The sequence below is a fragment of the Streptomyces sp. NPDC036822 genome (genome assembly GCF_055609145.1).
Genome location: NZ_JBVJPY010000003.1, coordinates 482497 through 500982, shown reverse-complemented (window position 1 = coordinate 500982; position 18486 = coordinate 482497). Strand labels below are relative to the sequence as shown.

General features: G+C 72.5%; 16 protein-coding genes and 1 tRNA gene. 9 read left to right on the top strand and 8 right to left on the bottom strand.

The features are described from left to right. Window positions 1–152: 152 nt before the first annotated feature. Complete coding sequence (locus ACZ68P_RS09820) at window positions 153–620, bottom strand: RidA family protein (protein WP_471004621.1); 468 nt, start codon at window positions 618–620, stop codon at window positions 153–155. After that, window positions 617–775 carry a DUF4177 domain-containing protein gene (locus ACZ68P_RS09815; protein WP_019992579.1) on the bottom strand — a complete coding sequence of 53 codons (159 nt, stop codon included), beginning with the start codon at window positions 773–775 and terminating at the stop codon, window positions 617–619. Before ACZ68P_RS09815 ends, ACZ68P_RS09820 begins: the two co-directional genes overlap by 4 nt. 284 nt (window positions 776–1059) lie before the next feature. On the opposite strand from ACZ68P_RS09815, the gene bagA reads away from it, so the two are divergent. Both bagA and bagB read left to right on the top strand, forming a co-directional pair. Next, the gene (gene bagA, locus ACZ68P_RS09810) at window positions 1060–2022 is read left to right on the top strand and encodes an ATPase BagA (protein ID WP_471004619.1); all 963 of its coding nucleotides are present in this window, start codon (window positions 1060–1062) and stop codon (window positions 2020–2022) included. 65 nt (window positions 2023–2087) lie between these two features. Next, window positions 2088–3473 carry an ATPase BagB gene (gene bagB / locus ACZ68P_RS09805; RefSeq protein WP_471004927.1) on the top strand — a complete coding sequence of 462 codons (1386 nt, stop codon included), beginning with the start codon at window positions 2088–2090 and terminating at the stop codon, window positions 3471–3473. A gap of 167 nt (window positions 3474–3640) precedes the next feature. Here the strand turns inward: bagB and ACZ68P_RS09800 are convergent, their stop codons facing one another. Then, on the bottom strand, window positions 3641–3985 hold the full coding sequence (locus ACZ68P_RS09800) for a WhiB family transcriptional regulator (protein ID WP_026058363.1): 345 nt from the start codon (window positions 3983–3985) through the stop codon (window positions 3641–3643). Window positions 3986–4657: 672 nt separating this feature from the next. On the opposite strand from ACZ68P_RS09800, the gene ACZ68P_RS09795 reads away from it, so the two are divergent. Next, window positions 4658–6892, top strand: a complete 2235-nt coding sequence (locus tag ACZ68P_RS09795; protein WP_471004617.1) for a transglycosylase domain-containing protein — start codon at window positions 4658–4660, stop codon at window positions 6890–6892. Between the two features lie 164 nt (window positions 6893–7056). On the opposite strand, the gene ACZ68P_RS09790 is transcribed toward ACZ68P_RS09795, so the two are convergent. Continuing rightward, complete coding sequence (locus ACZ68P_RS09790; RefSeq protein ID WP_365712876.1) at window positions 7057–7521, bottom strand: GatB/YqeY domain-containing protein; 465 nt, start codon at window positions 7519–7521, stop codon at window positions 7057–7059. A 167-nt stretch (window positions 7522–7688) separates the two neighbouring features. Between ACZ68P_RS09790 and ACZ68P_RS09785 the strand changes: the two genes are divergently transcribed. From ACZ68P_RS09785 to ACZ68P_RS09770, 4 genes are all read left to right on the top strand, one after another. Continuing rightward, window positions 7689–8627 (top strand): metallophosphoesterase, encoded by a 939-nt coding sequence (locus tag ACZ68P_RS09785; RefSeq protein WP_471004615.1) that lies wholly within the window; start codon window positions 7689–7691, stop codon window positions 8625–8627. 43 nt (window positions 8628–8670) lie between these two features. Next, the gene (locus tag ACZ68P_RS09780) at window positions 8671–9405 is read left to right on the top strand and encodes a Pr6Pr family membrane protein (protein WP_471004613.1); all 735 of its coding nucleotides are present in this window, start codon (window positions 8671–8673) and stop codon (window positions 9403–9405) included. A 38-nt stretch (window positions 9406–9443) separates the two neighbouring features. Continuing rightward, window positions 9444–9517, top strand: a tRNA-Pro gene (locus tag ACZ68P_RS09775). A 253-nt stretch (window positions 9518–9770) separates the two neighbouring features. Then, window positions 9771–10967 (top strand): serine/threonine-protein kinase, encoded by a 1197-nt coding sequence (locus tag ACZ68P_RS09770; protein WP_471004611.1) that lies wholly within the window; start codon window positions 9771–9773, stop codon window positions 10965–10967. A 332-nt stretch (window positions 10968–11299) separates the two neighbouring features. On the opposite strand, the gene ACZ68P_RS09765 is transcribed toward ACZ68P_RS09770, so the two are convergent. Continuing rightward, window positions 11300–12307, bottom strand: coding sequence for a YdcF family protein (locus tag ACZ68P_RS09765; RefSeq protein ID WP_471004609.1), 1008 nt, complete (start codon window positions 12305–12307; stop codon window positions 11300–11302). Window positions 12308–12474: 167 nt separating this feature from the next. On the opposite strand from ACZ68P_RS09765, the gene ACZ68P_RS09760 reads away from it, so the two are divergent. Next, a complete protein-coding gene (locus tag ACZ68P_RS09760; protein WP_471004925.1) occupies window positions 12475–14298 on the top strand; it encodes a S9 family peptidase in 1824 nt (607 codons plus the stop codon). A 22-nt stretch (window positions 14299–14320) separates the two neighbouring features. Next, complete coding sequence (locus ACZ68P_RS09755; protein WP_471004607.1) at window positions 14321–15064, top strand: SURF1 family protein; 744 nt, start codon at window positions 14321–14323, stop codon at window positions 15062–15064. 27 nt (window positions 15065–15091) lie between these two features. Here the strand turns inward: ACZ68P_RS09755 and ACZ68P_RS09750 are convergent, their stop codons facing one another. The 3 genes from ACZ68P_RS09750 to ACZ68P_RS09740 all read right to left on the bottom strand — a co-directional run bounded on the left by ACZ68P_RS09750 (window position 15092) and on the right by ACZ68P_RS09740 (window position 18412). Next, complete coding sequence (locus ACZ68P_RS09750) at window positions 15092–16171, bottom strand: hypothetical protein (RefSeq protein WP_471004605.1); 1080 nt, start codon at window positions 16169–16171, stop codon at window positions 15092–15094. A gap of 152 nt (window positions 16172–16323) precedes the next feature. After that, the gene (locus ACZ68P_RS09745) at window positions 16324–16908 is read right to left on the bottom strand and encodes a SigE family RNA polymerase sigma factor (RefSeq protein ID WP_471004923.1); all 585 of its coding nucleotides are present in this window, start codon (window positions 16906–16908) and stop codon (window positions 16324–16326) included. 424 nt (window positions 16909–17332) lie between these two features. After that, a complete protein-coding gene (locus ACZ68P_RS09740) occupies window positions 17333–18412 on the bottom strand; it encodes an aspartate-semialdehyde dehydrogenase (protein ID WP_471004603.1) in 1080 nt (359 codons plus the stop codon). Window positions 18413–18486 lie beyond the last annotated feature (74 nt).

Below are 18486 nucleotides of genomic sequence, written 5' to 3'. Positions count from 1 at the left end.
CCCCCCGGGGTGGGGGAACCGGCTCTTCACCGATGTTCGGCGGGTACGGACGCGGTGGCGACGTACCGGGGACGTACCGACGTGGCGCGGTACGGACGGCGTCACCGGGAAGCGACGCCGTACCGCCGCCGTCGCGGCGGCGGGCCCGGGTGTCAGTCCTGGAGTTCCACCTGGACCTCGACCTCGACCGGGGCGTCCAGCGGCAGCACCGCCACGCCGACCGCGCTGCGCGCGTGCACGCCCTTGTCGCCGAGGACGGCGCCGAGCAGCTCGCTGGCGCCGTTGAGCACGGCAGGCTGGCCGGTGAAGTCGGCGGCGGAGGCGACGAAGCCCACGACCTTGACGACCCGCTTGATCCGGTCCAGGTCACCGGCGACCGACTTCACGGCGGCGAGCGCGTTCAGCGCGCAGGTGGCCGCGAGTTCCTTGGCCTCCTCGGCGGTGACCTCGGCGCCGACCTTGCCCGTCACCGGAAGCTTGCCGTCCACCATCGGGAGCTGGCCCGAGGTGTAGACGTAGGCACCGGACCGCACGGCCGGCTGGTACGCGGCCAGCGGCGGGACGACGGCGGGCAGGGTCAGGCCCAGCTCGGCCAGCTTGGCCTCCACGGCCCCGCTCACGGCTTCTCCCGCTTCAGGTAGGCCACGAGCTGCTCGGGGTTGTTCGGCCCGGGCACGACCTGGACGAGCTCCCAGCCGTCCTCGCCCCAGGTGTCCAGAATCTGCTTCGTCGCGTGCACCAGAAGCGGCACAGTCGCGTACTCCCACTTGGTCATGGAGCCGACTGTATCCGCTGCCCCGCCGGGCTCCCCGTCCCGGCGCCCCCGAAGCCGGGCCGGCCGGCGGGGCGCGGCGGGGGGCCGCGCGCACGTGGCGGGGGTCCGCGCGCACGTGGCGGGGGGCCGCGCGCACGTGGCGGGGGGCCGCGCGCACGTGGCGGGGGCCGCGCGCACGTGGCGGGGGTCCGCGCGCACGTGTCGGGGGTCCGGCGGGCTCCTTCGACCGCCCAATCCGCCCCGTGCGCGCCCGGGCCGTGGTGCCAGTGGTTAGGCTCGACGGCGTGAGCAGGCTCCAGGTCGTCAGCGGCAAGGGTGGTACCGGTAAGACGACGGTCGCCGCCGCCCTCGCGCTCGCCCTCGCGACGGAGGGCAAGCGGACCCTCCTCGTCGAGGTCGAAGGCAGACAGGGCATCGCACAGCTCTTCGAGACGGAGGCCCTTCCGTACGAGGAACGCAAGATCGCCGTCGCCCCGGGCGGCGGCGAGGTCTTCGCGCTGGCCATCGACGCCGAACGCGCGCTCCTCGACTACCTCCAGATGTTCTACAAACTGGGCAGCGCGGGCCGGGCCCTGAAGAAGCTGGGCGCGATCGACTTCGCGACCACCATCGCCCCGGGCGTACGGGACGTGCTGCTGACCGGCAAGGCGTGCGAGGCGGTCCGGCGGCGCGAGAAGCACGACGGCCACACCTACGACCACGTCGTCATGGACGCGCCCCCGACCGGCCGGATCACCCGCTTCCTCAACGTCAACGACGAGGTGGCGGGCCTGGCCAGGATCGGCCCGATACACAACCAGGCGCAGGCCGTGATGCGGGTGCTCAAGTCGCCCGAGACGGCGGTGCACCTGGTGACGCTCCTGGAGGAGATGCCGGTCCAGGAGACCGCGGACGGCATCGCGGAGCTGCGGGACGCCGAACTGCCGGTGGGCAACGTCATCGTGAACATGGTCCGCCCGCACGTCCTCGACGAGGCGGCGGTGCGGGCGGCGTCCGGGGACCACCGGGACGCGGTCGCGAGGACCCTGGCCGCCGCGGGGGTCGGCGGCGGTACGAAGCTGGTCGGGCCGCTCCTCGAACAGGCGGCGCAGCACGCGCAGCGCGTGGAGCTGGAACGCGAGCAGCGGGCGGTCCTCACCGGGCTCGACGTGCCGGCGTACGAGCTCCCCTTCCTGGGGGACGGAGGGGACATCGCGGGCCTGTACCGGCTGGCGAAGGAACTGCGGAAGCAAGGGGCGGGAGCGTGACGGAGCCGGAGACGGAGGCGGCGAGGGTGAGCGACACGGACGCGGCGGCCGGGACGGCGGGCGTCGTGCCGTCGAACGGAATCGATTCCGCCCCCGCCCTGGAGCTGGATCCGCTCATCGACGACCCGGGAACCCGCATCATCGTCTGCTGCGGGGCCGGCGGCGTCGGCAAGACGACGACCGCGGCGGCCCTCGGGGTACGGGCCGCCGAGCGGGGCCGGAAGGTCGTCGTCCTGACGATCGATCCGGCACGGCGGCTCGCCCAGTCGATGGGGATCGACTCGCTCGACAACATCCCCCGGAAGGTCGACGGCATCAAGGGGTCCGACGGCGGGGAACTGCACGCCATGATGCTCGACATGAAGCGGACCTTCGACGAGATCGTCGAGGCGCACGCGGACGCCGAGCGGGCCAGGGCGATCCTGGAGAACCCCTTCTACCAGTCCCTGTCGGCCGGTTTCGCCGGTACGCAGGAGTACATGGCGATGGAGAAGCTCGGCCAGCTGCGAGCCCGTGACGAGTGGGACCTGATCGTCGTCGACACCCCGCCCTCGCGCTCGGCGCTCGACTTCCTGGACGCGCCGAAGCGGCTGGGCTCCTTCCTGGACGGGAAGTTCATCAAGCTCCTCATCGCGCCCGCGAAGATGGGCGGCCGGGCGGGGATGAAGTTCCTCAACGTCGGCATGTCGATGATGACCGGGACGCTGGGGAAGCTGCTGGGGGGTCAGTTCCTCAGGGACGTCCAGACGTTCGTGGGGGCCATGGACACGATGTTCGGCGGCTTCCGGACCCGGGCGGACGCGACGTACAAGCTGCTCCAAGCGCCGGGGACGGCGTTCCTCGTGGTCGCGACGCCGGAGCGGGACGCGCTGCGGGAGGCCGCTTACTTCGTGGAGCGGCTGGCCGCCGAGGAGATGCCCCTGGCCGGTCTGGTCCTCAACCGCGTCCACGGCAGCGGCGCCGCCCGGCTGTCGGCCGAGCGGGCGCGGGCCGCCGCTGAAAATCTTGAGGAGGGGCGCATTGTGGATCAGGGGGCCGGGAAGACTGGTGTTCGTGGCTCCCGGGTGAATTCCCCCGAGCCGTCGACCCTCGCCACCGCCGCCGCACCATCCCCGCACCAGCAGGACACGCAGCACTCGCAGGACGAGCACCAGGCTGACCCCACAGCCGCGCACGAGGCCGCCCCCACGGCCGAACACCGGGCCGACCCCACGGCCGCGCACGACCCCGACGCCGAGGACATTCGGCAGCTGACCGCGGGACTGCTGCGTCTGCACGCCGAGCGCATGCAGGTGCTCGCACGCGAGCAGCGCACCCGCGACCGTTTCACGGCGCTCCACCCCGAGGTGGCGGTCGCCGAAGTGGCGGCCCTGCCCGGCGACGTGCACGATCTCGCGGGGCTGCGCGCCATCGGTGATCGGCTCACGGCGGGGCGCGTTCCCCCCGCGTAAGCCACCGGATCCGCGGGTGAGCGGCCGGACCAGGGTCGCCCCACCCGCCGCGCACCCGGTGCGCCGCGAACGGGTTCACCGCCGCCACGTCCCCGCACCCCGTACTTCTCGCCGGTGGCGCGGGAGCCATCCCACCGACCCCGTACCTCTCGTACGTGGCGCGGGAGCTACCCCACCGCCGCGTACGCCTCGTAGGTCGCGTCGTCCTCCATCGCCACGGGCAGCAGGCCCGCTCCGCGCTCGTACTCCGTGCGCGCCGTCTCGAGCAGTCGCCGCCACGAGGTGACGGTCGGCCGCCGGCGCAGCAGTGCACGGCGCTCGCGCTCCGTCATGCCGCCCCACACGCCGAACTCCACGCGGTTGTCGAGGGCGTCGGCCAGGCACTCGGTCCGCACCGGGCACCCGGTGCACACCGCCTTCGCCCTGTTCTGCGCCGCGCCCTGCACGAAAAGTTCATCCGGATCGGTAGTGCGGCAGGCCGCCTGCGCACTCCAGTCAGCTACCCAGCCCATACCGGCGCCGTCCTCTCCCGAATCGAGGCTCCCCCACGGCGGTAGCGGCATATTCACCGCTGCCAGTTGGTGACGTTACGGAAGGTGGGCACAGCGCAACACCCCCTTCGGGCCCAATCTTGAATGGCCCGAACGGACTATGCGTACGCGGCAGATCACCCAGAGGAGTGACCCGAGGACATGCGGGCCCAAAGCGGCATACCGGTACAGTTCATTCTTCTCTGCCGGAGTCACTTGGGGCGCCGGGTGACACATGGGGCGGAATCGGGCATGGCTTTCCACGCTCGGGTTCGTGGGGTGCGCAAGGCCGATGTCACGCCCGGGTCTTGAGGCAGAACCACACCGCCGTGACAGTCGAGAGCAGCTTAGGCCAACGCCTGTGCGCCTGTCCGGCGAATCGGAACGAAGGCGCGGGGTCGCGCGAGGCCCCTTCCTCCGACCGGGCCGGCGCCCCCTCCGTACCTCGTCCGCCCCCCGGCTGCACTCCCCCTCGCGCCCCCGTGCCCCCGGCCGCACTCCGCCGTGCGCCCCCCTCGGCACCGCGATCGCGTCGCTCCCGACACGCCCGTCACCCCCGCCGCCGCCGTTCGGATGTCACGGTCTGGTACTCGAACGCTCCGAGGGGCCCCCGCTCCCGTTGAACGCCGCCATCGACGGATTAGGCTGCCCCTCATGGCAAACAAGCGCTCCGGCGGAGGTCTGACCCGGACCCAGCAGGCCGCCAAGTTCCTGGGTGTCAGTGTGCTCTCCGGAGCCGTACTGGCGGGCATCGCCCTGCCCGCGGCCGGAGCACTCGGACTGGCCGCCAAGGGCACGGTCGAGGGGTTCGACGAGATCCCGTCCAACCTGAAGACCCCGCCCCTGAGTCAGCGCACCACGATCCTCGACTCCGAGGGCGGCGCCATCGCCACCGTGTACTCGCGCGACCGCAAGGTCGTGCCGCTGGAGAAGATCTCCCCGTACATGCAGAAGGCGATCGTCGCCATCGAGGACTCGCGGTTCTACGAGCACGGCGCCGTCGACCTCAAGGGCGTGCTGCGCGCGATCAACCGCAACGCCCAGTCGGGTGGCGTGGCCCAGGGCGCCTCCACGCTCACCCAGCAGTACGTCAAGAACGTCTTCGTGGAGGAGGCCGGTGACGACCCCGAGAAGGTCGCCCAGGCCACCCAGCAGACCATCGGCCGCAAGGTGCGCGAACTGAAGTACGCGATCCAGGTCGAGGAGGAGCTGGGGAAGAAGAAGATCCTCGAGAACTACCTCAACATCACCTTCTTCGGGCAGCAGGCGTACGGCATCGAGGCGGCCTCCCAGCGGTACTTCTCCAAGCCCGCCGCGGACCTCAAGCTGGAGGAGGCCGCGATGATGGCCGGCCTCGTCCAGTCGCCGAGCCGCTACGACCCGGTCAACGACGTCCAGGAGGCCACCAAGCGGCGCAACATCGTGCTGCAGCGCATGGCCGACGTGAAGGACGTCAGCCAGGCGGAGGCGGACCGCGCCATGGCCACGCCGATCAAGCTGAAGGTGAAGGCGCCGAAGAACGGCTGCATCACCGCGGTCGACGGCGCCGGTTTCTTCTGCGACTACGTCCGCAAGACGATCCTGAGCGACCCGGTCTTCGGCAAGACGTCCGAGGAGCGTCAGAAGCTCTGGAACCTCGGCGGTCTGACCATCCGGACCACGCTCGACCCGCGGGCGCAGGAGGCGGCCAACGAGGCCGCCGTCGCCAAGATCTACGAGGACGACAAGGTCGCCGCCTCCGTCGTCCAGGTCCAGCCGGGCAGCGGCAAGATCCTGTCGATGGGTCAGTCCCGTCCGTACGGCCTCGACCAGAAGCAGCACCAGACCACACTCAACCTGGCCGTCGGCAGCAAGATGGGCGGCACCACCTACGGCTTCCAGGTCGGCTCGACCTTCAAGCCGATCACGGCCGCGGCGGCGCTGGAGAAGGGGCTGAGCCCGGCGCAGTCCTTCGCCACGCCGTGGAAGATCACGCTGCCGATGAGCTCGTACAACACCTGCGCCGGCGGCCCGGCCGGCGCCGGCGACTGGGTCCTGCAGAACGAGCTGGAGTCCGAGGCCGGCAGCTGGGACATGACGAGCGCGCTCGGCAAGTCCATCAACACGTACTTCGCCAAGCTGGAGCAGCTGACCGGCCTCTGCGAGACGATCGAGATGGCCAAGAAGATGGGGTACGAGCGTGAGCTCGGCAAGAAGCTCAAGGAGCTTCCGTCGATCACCCTCGGCGGCCAGGAGGCCACCCCGCTGGACATGGCGGCCGTGTACGCCACCTTCGCCAACCGGGGCGAGTACTGCACCCCGGTAGCCATCGAGTCGATCACGACGGCGACCGGGCAGAAGCTGAAGGTGCCGCGGAGCGAGTGCTCGCGGGCGATGAGCGAGCGGACCGCTGACCTCATCAACCAGATGCTGAAGGGCGTCGTCGAGGACGGCACCGGTACGAAGGCCGGTCTGAGCGACCGCGACAACGCCGGCAAGACGGGTACGACCAACGACCGCAAGGACGCCTGGTTCGTCGGCTACACGCCGAACCTGTCCACGGCGGTCTGGGTCGGTGACGACGTCGGCGAGAAGACGTCGATGTACGACATCACCATCGGCGGCGAGGTGTACGACAAGGTCTGCGGTGGCTGTCTGCCGGGCCCGATCTGGAAGATCGCGATGACGGGCGCGCTGAGCGCCTCCGAGACGCCCCAGTTCGCCCCCATCTCCGTACCGCGTGGCGAGAAGCCCGAGGACAAGGAGAAGGGCAAGCCCCGGCAGCCGGGCGACAACAAGCCGGGCGACGGCGGCCGGGACGACGACGACATCTTCCCGGGGATCACCCTCCCGCCGGACCTGATCGGCGGCGGCAACGGTCGCGGCGGCAATGGCGGCGGCGGTCGGTAGGCAGGCGGCCGACGACCGACGGTCACGGATATGAGGAAGGGCGCCCCCGGGAGGGGGCGCCCTTCCTCATATGCGGCGGGGGTGTCACACGGCGGGTCACGCGCGCGGCATCACGCACGGGTCGCCACGCGCTCGACCCGCGCGGCCCGCCCCGCTCGGCGGGCTCAGCCCGCGAGGAGCTTCTTCACCGTGGCGGCGACCCGGCCGCCCTCGGCGCGGCCCGCGACCTTCGGGTTGACGATCTTCATGACGGCGCCCATCGCACGGGGCCCCTCGGCGCCCGCGCCCGCGGCCTCGGCGACGGCCGCGGCGACGATCTGCTCCAGCTCGTCGTCGCCGAGCTGCTGCGGCAGGTACGCGTCGAGGAGGACGCCCTCCGCCTTCTCCCGCTCGGCGGACTCGGCACGACCGCCCGCGGCGAAGGCGTCCGCGGCCTCGCGGCGCTTCTTCGCCTCCTTGGCGATCACCTTCTGCACCTCGTCGTCGGAGAGCTCGCGCTTGGTCTTGCCGGCGACCTCCTCCTTGGTGATCGCGGAGAGGGTGAGCCGGAGCGTCGAGGAGCGCAGCTCGTCGCGCTCCCTGATGGCGGCGTTGAGGTCTTCCTGCAGCTTGGCCTTGAGCGTGGTCATGGGTGCAAGTGTGTCAGGTGGGACGCGCCGGACGCCCCCGCATTAACGCCCGGGAACGCGCGGGCCCCCTGGGCGACCGCCCCAGCCCCGCCCCGGGTGCCGGTCCCGTGCCGCCCGACTGCCGCCCGCGCGGCGACCGCGCACGCTCCGTCTGCGACGATGGGGAGATGCGCGCACGGTACGGGATCCCCCTGAAGATCACGGCAGGTCTCACGGCGACGGCAGCGGCCGGAGTCGTCTACGCGGCGGGCTTCGAGGCCCGCTCGTTCCGCCTCCGGCGGGTGACCGTCCCCGTACTGCCGCGGGGCATGCGGGATCTGCGGGTCCTTCAGGTCTCCGACATCCACATGGTGTGCGGTCAGCGCAAGAAGCGGGCCTGGCTGCAGTCGCTGGCCGGGCTGCGCCCCGACTTCGTGGTCAACACCGGCGACAACCTCTCCGACACGGAGGCGGTGCCGGAGGTCCTGGACGCGCTCGGCCCGCTCATGGAGTTCCCGGGCGTGTACGTCTTCGGGTCCAACGACTACTACGGGCCCCGGCTGCGCAACCCCGCCCGCTACCTCCTGGAGAAGGCCCAGGGGCGGCACGGCCTCAACGGCAACGCCCCCGTGGTCGGAGCGGTCCACAACCCGTGGGAGGGCATGCGCGACGCCTTCGACGCGGCGGGCTGGGTGAACCTCACCAACACCCGCGGCCGGCTCAAGCTGCCCGACCTGGAGCTGGCCTTCACCGGCCTGGACGACCCGCACATCAAGCGCGACCGCTACGAGCGGGTGGCCGGCGGGCCCGACACCTCGGCCGACTTCTCGATGGCCGTGGTCCACGCCCCGTACCTGCGCACGCTCGACTCCTTCACGGCGGACGGCTACGAACTGGTCCTGGCGGGCCACACGCACGGCGGCCAGCTCTGCATCCCCTTCTACGGCGCTCTGGTGACCAACTGCGACCTGGACACGGACCGGGTCAAGGGCCTGTCCACGCACACCGTGGCGGAGCGGACGTCCTTCCTCCACGTCTCGGCGGGATGCGGGACCAACCGGTTCACCCCGGTCCGCTTCGCCTGCCCGCCGGAGGCGACGCTGCTGACGCTGACGGCGCGCGCCTGAGCGATTCGTCCCCTTACGGGGGTCAGCCTTTACGGTGGTGGGCATGCTCACGCCCAAGACCGCAGCCGTGCCCGCCTCCGCCGTCCTGCCCGCCGTGCGCCGGCCGGTCGCGGCGGCCTTCCGCGCACTGATCGCGCTGGCCGCCGCGACCGGCGTGGTGATCGAATGCGTCCTCGGCAGCGTTCCCGTCGTCCTGAGCTTCTTCACGATCTGGTCGAACATCGCGGTCGCGGTCGTCTTCGCGCTCTCGGCCCTGCGCGCCTGGAACGGCCGTCCCCCGCTGCCCGCGCCGTGGACCGGCGGGGTACTGCTGTGCATCGGCGTGGTCGGCCTGGTCTTCCACCTGGTCCTGGCGAACGAGTCCAGCGCGTTCAACCAGGCCGCCGAGATCGCCGGGCTCAGGGGCGGGAAGGCCGTCGCCAACCAGCTCCTCCACACGGTCACCCCGATCGGCGCGGCGCTCGACTGGCTCGTCCTGACCCTCCCCGGAGCCCTGCGGTGGCGCCACGCGGCCCAGTGGCTCGCCGCCCCGGCCGCCTACCTCGCCTTCGCCCTGACCCGCGGCGCCCTCCTCTCCCCGGACGCCCGCACCCGCTACACGTACCCCTTCCTCGACGTCGCCGAGCACGGCTACGCGAGCGTCCTGCTCAACGCGGCGGTCCTCGGGCTCGTCTTCTACGCCGGCGGCCTGCTGATCGTCGGCCTGGACCGCGTCCGACCTGCGGTGCGACTCCGCGAAAACCGGATTTCGTCTCAGGGCGCGGGTGGGCTAAAGTAATCGATGTCGCCGCGACGTGAAGAACTGAGCAGTGACATCGGGGTGTAGCGCAGCTTGGCAGCGCGCTTCGTTCGGGACGAAGAGGTCGTGGGTTCAAATCCCGCCACCCCGACAGCTGAAACACCAGGTCAGGGGCCTGATCCGCGAAAGCGGGTCGGGCCCCTGACTCGTTTCCGCCTCGCGGCCGGGCCCTGGCCCGGGGGTCCCCCCGTGCTGGTCCCCCGCTTGTTTCAAGGTCGTTCCGAGGGGTGCCTCGGCATCGGGCCCATGATCGGGTCGCTCTACTCTGGAGTGTTCCTGTCAGGTGGGGTGACCGACGAAAGGCTGGGTCTCAGGTGCTGGTCGCGGACCGATATCGGCTCCGGATGTGTATCGGGCGTGGCGGCATGGGCGAGGTGTGGCACGCCACGGACGAGGTCCTCGGCCGGTCCGTCGCCGTGAAGCTGATGCTGGGGCACGAGGCGGACCCGTCGGCGGGTGAGCGGTTCCGGCTGGAGGCGCAGACCGCCGCCCGGCTGAGTCACCCCCATGTCGTGGGCGTCTTCGACTTCGGTACGTGGGACGGAAAGCTGTACCTCGTCATGGAGTTGGTCGACGGACCGAGCCTCGCCACCGACTCCGGCGCCCCCGCGGTGCTGCCCCCGGAGCGGGTCGCCGTCATCGCCGCGCACGCCGCCGCCGGGCTCGCCGCGGCGCACCGGGAGGGCGTGGTGCACCGGGACATCAAGCCCGGGAACCTGCTCGTCGACGCCGGCGGGGCCGTGAAGCTCGCCGATTTCGGCATCGCCCGGTTCGTCGACGACCCGTCGGCAGCGCTGACGACCACGGGACAGATCGTCGGCACCGGCCTCTACCTCGCCCCGGAGCGCGCGCTGGGACAGCCGGCCTCGTCGGCGTCCGACGTGTACTCGCTCGGCTGCGTGCTGTACCAACTCCTCACCGGGCGGCCCCCGTTCCAGGGCGACACGGCGACGGCCCTGCTGTACCAGCACATCGACACCCCTCCGGCTCCGCCCCGGCAGCTCGGGGTGGGGCTGCCGGCCGCGTTCGAGGCGTACCTCCTCTCGATGCTGGCCAAGCAGCCGGAACAGCGGCCCGCCGCGCGGGACATCGCCGACTGGTTCGCCTCCGGCGCCTGGCGCGAGCACCCCCAGCCGCACCCCCAGCCCCTCGCGCAGCCCCACGCCCCGTCCCACCCCCGGCCGCACGCGCAGGCGCCTGCGCAGCACCAGCGCGCGTCCCGGCAGCAGGCCCCGCACCAGAGCGGGCCGTACCCCGCCCGGGCGCCGCACCCCGCCCCCGCCCGGACCGCGCCTCAGGGCGGGCTCCAGGGGGGGCCGCAGACGAGACCGGTGGGCGGGCCGCAGGCACGGCGGCAGGCCACGCGGCGGGGCGAGAGCGGACTCGCCGAGCTCTCCCGGCGCCGCCCCCGCAAGACGGCCGCGGCTGCCGGCGGCATCGCGTTCGTCGTCTTCCTCCTCATCGGCATGGCCTGGCTCTCGCCGGACGGCAGCGAGGCGGACACGCCGGTGGCCGACCCGACGGTGACCGCACCCCGGTGACCGTGTCCCGGTGGCCCGCTTGACCCGAACGGGCGCTGCCGGCTGGCCCGGACGGGCGGTTTCCGTTCCTCTGGGAGACATGGACACCAGGCAGATAGCACGGGCCGCCGTACCCGCCGCCGTCGCGCTCGTCCTCGCTGGTGGCGGGCCGACGGCCACCGCAGCCGATCGACCCGTTCCTCAGCCGGCCCCCGCCGGAGTCCGGTCCGAGCCGCGGGGCGAGGGCGTCGACGAGTCGGGCCCGTCCGGAGTGGCGCTCGGCCTCGGCGCCGCCGCGCTGGCCGCCGCGGTCGCCACCACCGTCGTACGCAACCGCGGGATCAGGGCCGTCCTCAGCCGGCCAGGCTCACCGCCGCCCCCAGCAGGACCAGGATCAGGCAGATCCCCAGATTGACCTTGCCGTGGTGCAGGAAGACCGCCGCGAACTCCCGGATGGTCGCGGTCGGCCAGAAGTAGGCGGCGGTGGGCGACCCGACGACCTGGCCCTCCACTCCGGCCCGACGCGCCATCAGCGCGGCACGGAAGGCGTGGAAGTTGTTGGTGACGATCACGCAGCGGGCGCCCGGGTCCATCTCGTCCATCAGCCGCTTGCTGAAGACCATGTTCTCCTCGGTCGTCTCCGAGCGGTCCTCCCGGACGATCCGGTCCTCGGGGAAGCCCCGCTCCACCAGGTAGTCCGCCATCGCGTGGGACTCCGGTACGCCCTCGTCCGGGCCCTGCCCGCCCGAGACGATCAGGACCGGCGGCCTCCCGCCCCGCGCGGCGAGCGCGTCGTACACCTCGCGTCCGCGCTCCAGCCGGCTCGCGAGCAGCGGCGGGACGCGCGTCCCTCCGATCAGGCCGGATCCGAGGACGACGACGAAGCCGGCGTCCCGGCGCACCCGCATGCGGCCGTAGAGGTAGGCGTAGCCGACGAAGCACACGAAGAGGAACGAGACGTACGCCATGACCACCAGCGTCGTCCCGACGGCGATGCCCAGCGGCCTCGAACGCGTCACCACGGCGACGATCATCAGGCCTATCAGCCCGTATATGCCCAGGCCGACGAGGAGCGAGAGCAGGTTGGAGGGGTGCCTGCCCTCCTTGCGGACCATCTTCACGCCGTTCGCGCACAGCAGCCCGGCGAGGACGACCGGGCCGAGGCAGAGCACGAGGAGCACGACGACCATCACCGTCTCGGCCACGCCCGGTGGCGCCGCGTCGATCTCGGCGAGCAGGCCGAGGCAGAGGAAGGTGACGGCGAGGCCGAGGTACACGGCGTTGCCGAACCGCCGGCGGTCGCGGAGCACGCCGATGCCGAAGAGCAGGAGGAAGACGGCGGCCACGACGAATGCGGTCATGACGGAATCGTAGACAGTCGCGCCGACAACGCCCCTGCGGAGACCGGCCGTTCCGAGGCCGGGGCGCGAGCCGCCGACGTCTTCCGGGAGGCAGCGGCCGACGGCCGCCGCGGAGGTTATCCACAGATCGCGGGCGGGCGGACCGTTCGTCGGTGGCGCAGCGCATCATGGGTGCCATGACGGAGAGCAACGATTTCACCGAGATCCCCCGCTGGGAGCAGCGCTTCCGGGCGCCGCGCGTGTCCCTGCCCGAGTGGGCGGAGGAGGCGCCGGACCGTTCGCTGTTCGTGTCCAACGCCACGGGCACGTACGAGCTGTACGCCTGGGACCGGGCGCGCGGCACACAGCGGCAGGTCACGGACCGGCCGAACGGAACGACGGACGGCACGCTGTCCCCGGACGGCCGGTGGATCTGGTGGTTCTCGGACAAGGACGGGGACGAGTTCGGCGTGTGGATGCGCCAGCCGTTCGAGGGGGGCGCCGACGAGCCCGCGGTGCCGGGTCTCGCTCCCTCCTATCCGGCGGGGCTCGCGATCGGCCGGGACGGCACACTCGTCGTGGGCCGCTCCACGGACGAGGAGGGTTCGACGATCCACCTCGTGCGGGGCGGGCAGGAGCCGGTGGAGATCTACCGGCACCGGGAGTCGGCGGGCGTGGGCGACCTGTCGCACGACGGGTCGCTGATCGTGGTGGAGCACACCGAGCACGGCGACGCCATGCACTCCGCGCTGCGCGTCCTGCGGGCCGAGGACGCGTCGGTCCTGGCCGAGCTCGACGACACCAGGGGCGGCACGCAGGAGCTGGGGCTCGCGGTCCTCGGCTTCGCGCCGGTGGAAGGCGACACCCGGCTGCTCGTCGGACATCAGCGGCGGGGGCGGTGGGAGCCGCTCCTCTGGGACGTGGCGACGGGCGAGGAGCGGGATCTCCGGCTCGACCTGCCGGGGGACGTCTCGGCGGAGTGGTATCCGGACGGTTCGGGGCTGCTGATCGCGCACAGCTACGAGGCGCGGAGCGAGCTGTGGCGGTACGACATCGCGACCGGGGCTCTGGTGGGGGTGGACACCCCGGCGGGCTCGGTGTCGGGCGCCACGGCCCGCCCCGACGGCAGTGTGGAGTACCTCTGGTCGTCGGCGGCCCGCCCGCCGGTGGTGCGTTCGACGACGGGCGAGGTCGTCCTGGACCCGCCCGGCCCGAAGGCGCCGGACTCGGTGCCGGTGGAGGACGTGTGGGTGGAGGGCCCGGGCGGCCGTATCCACGCCCTCGTCCAGCGGCCGGCCGAGGGCGAGGGGCCCTACCCGACGGTGTTCGAGGTGCACGGCGGCCCGACCTGGCACGACAGCGACGCCTTCGCCTCGGGCCCGGCGGCGTGGCTCGACCACGGGTACGCGGTGGTCCGGGTCAACTACCGGGGCTCGACGGGGTACGGCCGGGAGTGGACGGACGCGCTGAAGCACCGGGTCGGGCTGATCGAGCTGGAGGACATCGCGGCGGTCCGTGAGTGGGCGGTGGCGTCGGGGCTCGCGGACCCGGCGCGGCTGGTCCTGTCGGGAGGCTCCTGGGGCGGCTATCTGACCCTGCTGGGGCTCGGCACCCAGCCGGACTCCTGGTCGGTGGGGCTCGCCGCCGTCCCCGTCGCGGACTACGTGACCGCGTACGCGGACGAGATGGAGGCCTTGAAGGCGCTGGACCGCACGCTCTTCGGGGGCTCGCCCGAGGAGGTGCCGGGCCGGTTCGAGGCCTCGTCCCCGCTGACGTACGTCGACAAGGTCACGGCCCCGGTGTACATCTCCGCGGGCGTCAACGACCCGCGGTGCCCGATCCGCCAGATCGACAACTACGTCGAGCGGCTCGCGGCGCGGGGCGCGGTCCACGAGGTGTACCGGTACGACGCGGGGCACGGCTCCCTGGTGGTGGAGGAGCGGATCAAGCAGGTGCGGCTTGAGCTGGACTTCGCCGCGCGTCACCTGGGGACCCGGCCGGTCGCGGGGTGAGGGGGCTGCGTACCGTGGAGGGGTGTACCGGTTCCTGAGAACGCCCCGCTGGTGGGGGATCAACGTCTTCGTCCTGCTGGCGATCCCGTTCTGTCTGTTCATGGGCGTGTGGCAGCTGGGTAAGTTCGAGGACCGCGTCGACACCCACCAGGAGGCGGAGCGGGCTCCGGAGCCGGGGACGCTGCGGACCGAGCCGCTGGAGCGGCTGCTCCCGGTGGACAAGGAGACCTCGGGCCGGCACGCGAAGGCGAGCGGCCGGTACGGCGAGCAGTTCCTGGTCCCGGACCGTGAGCTGGACGGCCGCAGCGGCAGTTACGTCCTGACGATGCTGAAGACGGACGGCGGCAAGTCCCTGCCGGTGGTACGGGGCTGGCTGCCGGCCGGCGCGAAGGCGCCGGCCCCGCCGTCGGGCAAGGTCACCGTGGTGGGCGCCCTCCAGGCGTCCGAGAGCGCCGGTACCCAGGGCGTGCACGCTGCGGGCGGTCTGCCGGAGGGCCAGCTCGGCATGATCAGCGCGGGTGCCCTGCTGAACATGGTCACCGACGACGTCTACGACGCATGGGTGACGCTCACCAAGTCGCCCGCCGGCCTGACCCCGGTCCCCGCCACCGCCGCGGCGGGCACGTCCCTGGACCTGAAGGCCTTCCAGAACCTGGGCTACACCGCGGAGTGGTTCGTCTTCGCGGGCTTCGTCGTCTTCATGTGGTTCCGTCTGCTGCGCCGCGAGGCGGAGGCCCAGCGGGACGAGGAACTGGGTCTTGCCTGAGGGCTCTCCCGTGAGCCCTTGGACGCGTCAGGAGGCGTCGATGACGCCTGTGCGGTAGATGGTCCCCGCGCAGGCGTTGGGGATCGTCGCCGCGGCGGAGGGGCCGCCGGGTTCGGCGGTGTGGCTGACCGCGACGCTGCCTTCGGCCGGGGTGCCGTCCTCCGCGCCGAGCTGGGTCGCCGCTTCGTTGTTCGTGGTGTCCGTGCCCGTCGATCCCGTGGACCCGGCCGAGGTGCCGCCGGCGTCCGACGGGGTGGTCGGGTCGGGCGAGGTGCCCGTGGTCGGGCAGGTCTCGGCGGGGACCCAGGCGAACCTCACCTCGTAGGCGTTGTCCGGCTTCAGGACCAGCGCCGACGCTTCCTGCGCGGGGTCGGGCAGACCGCTCGCCGCGTCCCCGGCCGCGTGGGCGACGACCGTGATCCTGGACGGGTCGGCGGCCCCCCTGGCCTCGAAGCCCACGCTGCCGGCGCCGCTGACCACGCAGTCGCTGCCGGAGATGTTGGCGATGCGGAAGGTGCCGTACACCTTGCCGTCGGCGTCGGGCGCGCCGGCCTGGACCGAGCTGACGCCGAGCTGACCGGCCTCGCACACGCGGGCGGAGTCCGACTCGGCGTCGGCGGCGGGCGGGGAGCCGGGGACCGTGCCGCCCGTCTCGCCGGTGGCCGATGTCTCGGGCTCACCGGCCCCCGCGGCCTCGCCCTGGCTGGGAGTCGTGGCGCCGGTCGGTGTGCCCGGCCCCTTCTCGCCGCCCTCCACGCCGGTCTCGGAGCCGGTGCCGCCTTGGGCCTGCTCGCCGTGACCGGCGTTGACGGCCTTGTCGGACGCGGTCCCTCCGGAGTTGGCGACGTGCACGAACGCCGGGACGGCCGTACCGATCAGGACCACGGCGGCGGCGACGCCGACGACGGCCTGCCGCTTGCGGGCGCGGCGCGCGGGCACCGCGCGCCGCAGGTGGTCGAGGGCGCCGTCGGTGGGTTCGATGTCGGCGACAGCGCTGTGGAGCAGCTGCCGCAGCGCGCGTTCCTCGCCGCCGAAGGGGCCGTCGCCCCCGAAGAGGTCGTCGGCCTGCGCCTTGTCGGGCCCGTCGTTCACAATCCCGTGTCCCATGTCGTCGCGATCACCGTCGGGCAGCTCACTCGTACCGCCGGGCTGCCGGCCCCCGGGCTCCGAGCCACTCGGGGGCAGACCGTGCTGTGGCGGACCGTCGTCCGGTCGCGGACCGTCCGGTCGCAGACCGTCGGAGTGCGTGTCGCCGGAACTCATGCCGTCGCCTCCATCGCGACGCGCAGGGCGGCGATGCCACGCGACCCGTACGCCTTCACCGAGCCCAGGGATATGCCCAGGGTCTCGGCGACCTGGGCCTCCGTCATGTCGGCGAAGTACCGCAGGACCAACACCTCGCGCTGCCGCCGCTGCAGCCCGCGCATGGCCTTGATGAGCGCGTCGCGCTCCAGCTGGTCGTACGCGCCCTCCTCCGCGCTCGCCATGTCCGGCATCGGCTTGGAGAGGAGCTTGAGTCCGAGGATGCGGCGGCGCAGCGCGGAGCGGGAGAGGTTGACGACCGTCTGGCGGAGGTAGGCGAGCGTCTTCTCGGGGTCGCGGACGCGGTTGCGCGCCGAGTGGACCCGGATGAACGCCTCCTGGACGACGTCCTCGCAGGAGGCCGTGTCGTCGAGGAGCAGCGCCGCGAGCCCGAGCAGCGAGCGGTAGTGGGCGCGGTAGGTCTCCGTCAGGTGGTCGACGGTGGTCCCGGCGGCCACATCGTCAGCGCTCTCGCGCGGCGCGGGGATGCCGATCATTCCGGTCGTCCGGCTTCTGGTGGGCATGGGGGCGATCACCGGCATGCCGCCGGCCGGCCGTGGCCGCCGGAGCGGGCGCACCACCGTGCCGCGTACGGGGACGACGACCGTGCCCCGTGCCGGGGCGACCGCCGCGCCGCGGAGCGGGACGACCCCTGAGATGTCCAGTACCTCTGCCACGCCTGTTGGACACGCTTCCCCCCGTCAGGGTTGTACGCGTACGCCACCGTTTTCGACGGTGTGCCGTTTGCCGTCATGCGCACCCGTTCTTCCCCAATGCCCCGAATTCGCAGCACGTCGCAGCGCGCTCGCGAGGCACCGCAGGGGCGCACGCTGAGACGCGTCCCGCCCGAACTACGGTTGCAGAATGGGGGGAAGATAATCCTCGAACATCGCATCGGCCCAGTTCAAGAGCCATCTGCTGACGCCTTGATCACAGGACGTTCACAGATTCTACGAAAATGTGCGGTCACCCGACGCCGATTTCCGGACGCTCCGGGGCCTCGTGGCGAATGACCGATTCGGCGATCTGCACGGCGTTGAGGGCCGCGCCCTTGCGGAGATTGTCCCCGCAGACGAAGAACTCCAGCGCCCGCTCGTCGTCCATCGAGCGGCGCACCCGCCCCACCCACGTGGGATCCGTGCCCACGACGTCTGCGGGTGTGGGGAAGTCACCGGCGGCCGGATCGTCGTACAGCACCACGCCCGGCGAGGTCGCCAGGATCTCGTGGGCGCGGGCGACGGTGACGGGCCGCTCGAAGCGCGCGTGGACGGAGACCGAGTGGGCGGTCACCACCGGCACGCGCACGCACGTGGCGGCGACGGGCAGCCCGGCGAGGCCGAGGATCTTGCGTGTCTCGTGGCGGATGCGCAGCTCCTCGGAGGACCAGCCGTCCTCCATCGGCACGCCCGACCAGGGAATGACGTTGAGCGCGACGGGCCCCAGGAAGGGACCGGTGCCGTCCCCGACGGCGCGTCGTACGTCGCCGGGGTGGGTGCCCAGCTCGGTCCCGGCCACCAGGGACAGCTGCTCGCGCAGGGCGGCGACGCCCGCCCGCCCGCTACCGCTCGCGGCCTGCTGGGCGGTCACCACCAGCTCGCTGACGCCGAACTCGGCGTGCAGGGCGCCCACGGCGACGATCAGCGCCAGTGTGGAGCAGCCGGGGCCGGCGACGATCCCGCGGGGCCGTACCCGTGCGGCGTGGGGATTGATCTCCGGCACCACCAGCGGGACGTCCGGGTCCAGCCGGAACGCGGCCGAGGTGTCGACGACCACCACGCCCTTGGCCGCGGCGATCGGCGCCCAGCGGGCCGCGATGTCCTCGGGCGCGAGGAAGAGGGCGAGGTCGGCGCCCTCCAGCGCCTCCTCGCTCAGCGCGAGGACCTCGGTCTCCTCCCCGCGCACGGCCAGCTTGCGGCCGGCCGAGCGGGGGGAGGCGACGAGGCGGATCTCGCCCCAGACGTCGGCGTGCTGCGAGAGGAGCCGGAGCATCACCGCGCCGACGGCTCCGGTCGCTCCCACGACCGCGAGCGTCGGTTTGCCGCTCATCGGCGGCCCGTCGACGGCTCGCCGGGACCGGCCGGGACCGGCCCCGAGGCCGGGGCCGATCCCGTGCGCGCGGC

Bases quoted from the DNA above. Each gene is read 5' to 3' on its own strand.
- ACZ68P_RS09815 (WP_019992579.1), bottom strand. From the start codon at position 775: ATGACCAAGTGGGAGTACGCGACTGTGCCGCTTCTGGTGCACGCGACG.
- ACZ68P_RS09770 (WP_471004611.1), top strand. From the start codon at position 9,771: ATGTGTATCGGGCGTGGCGGCATGGGCGAGGTGTGGCACGCCACGGAC.
- ACZ68P_RS09785 (WP_471004615.1), top strand. From the start codon at position 7,689: ATGCGCGCACGGTACGGGATCCCCCTGAAGATCACGGCAGGTCTCACG.
- ACZ68P_RS09765 (WP_471004609.1), bottom strand. From the start codon at position 12,307: ATGACCGCATTCGTCGTGGCCGCCGTCTTCCTCCTGCTCTTCGGCATC.
- ACZ68P_RS09790 (WP_365712876.1), bottom strand. From the start codon at position 7,521: ATGACCACGCTCAAGGCCAAGCTGCAGGAAGACCTCAACGCCGCCATC.
- ACZ68P_RS09760 (WP_471004925.1), top strand. From the start codon at position 12,475: ATGGGTGCCATGACGGAGAGCAACGATTTCACCGAGATCCCCCGCTGG.
- ACZ68P_RS09750 (WP_471004605.1), bottom strand. From the start codon at position 16,171: ATGGGACACGGGATTGTGAACGACGGGCCCGACAAGGCGCAGGCCGAC.
- ACZ68P_RS09795 (WP_471004617.1), top strand. From the start codon at position 4,658: ATGGCAAACAAGCGCTCCGGCGGAGGTCTGACCCGGACCCAGCAGGCC.
- ACZ68P_RS09740 (WP_471004603.1), bottom strand. From the start codon at position 18,412: ATGAGCGGCAAACCGACGCTCGCGGTCGTGGGAGCGACCGGAGCCGTC.
- ACZ68P_RS09780 (WP_471004613.1), top strand. From the start codon at position 8,671: ATGCTCACGCCCAAGACCGCAGCCGTGCCCGCCTCCGCCGTCCTGCCC.
- ACZ68P_RS09745 (WP_471004923.1), bottom strand. From the start codon at position 16,908: ATGCCGGTGATCGCCCCCATGCCCACCAGAAGCCGGACGACCGGAATG.
- ACZ68P_RS09800 (WP_026058363.1), bottom strand. From the start codon at position 3,985: ATGGGCTGGGTAGCTGACTGGAGTGCGCAGGCGGCCTGCCGCACTACC.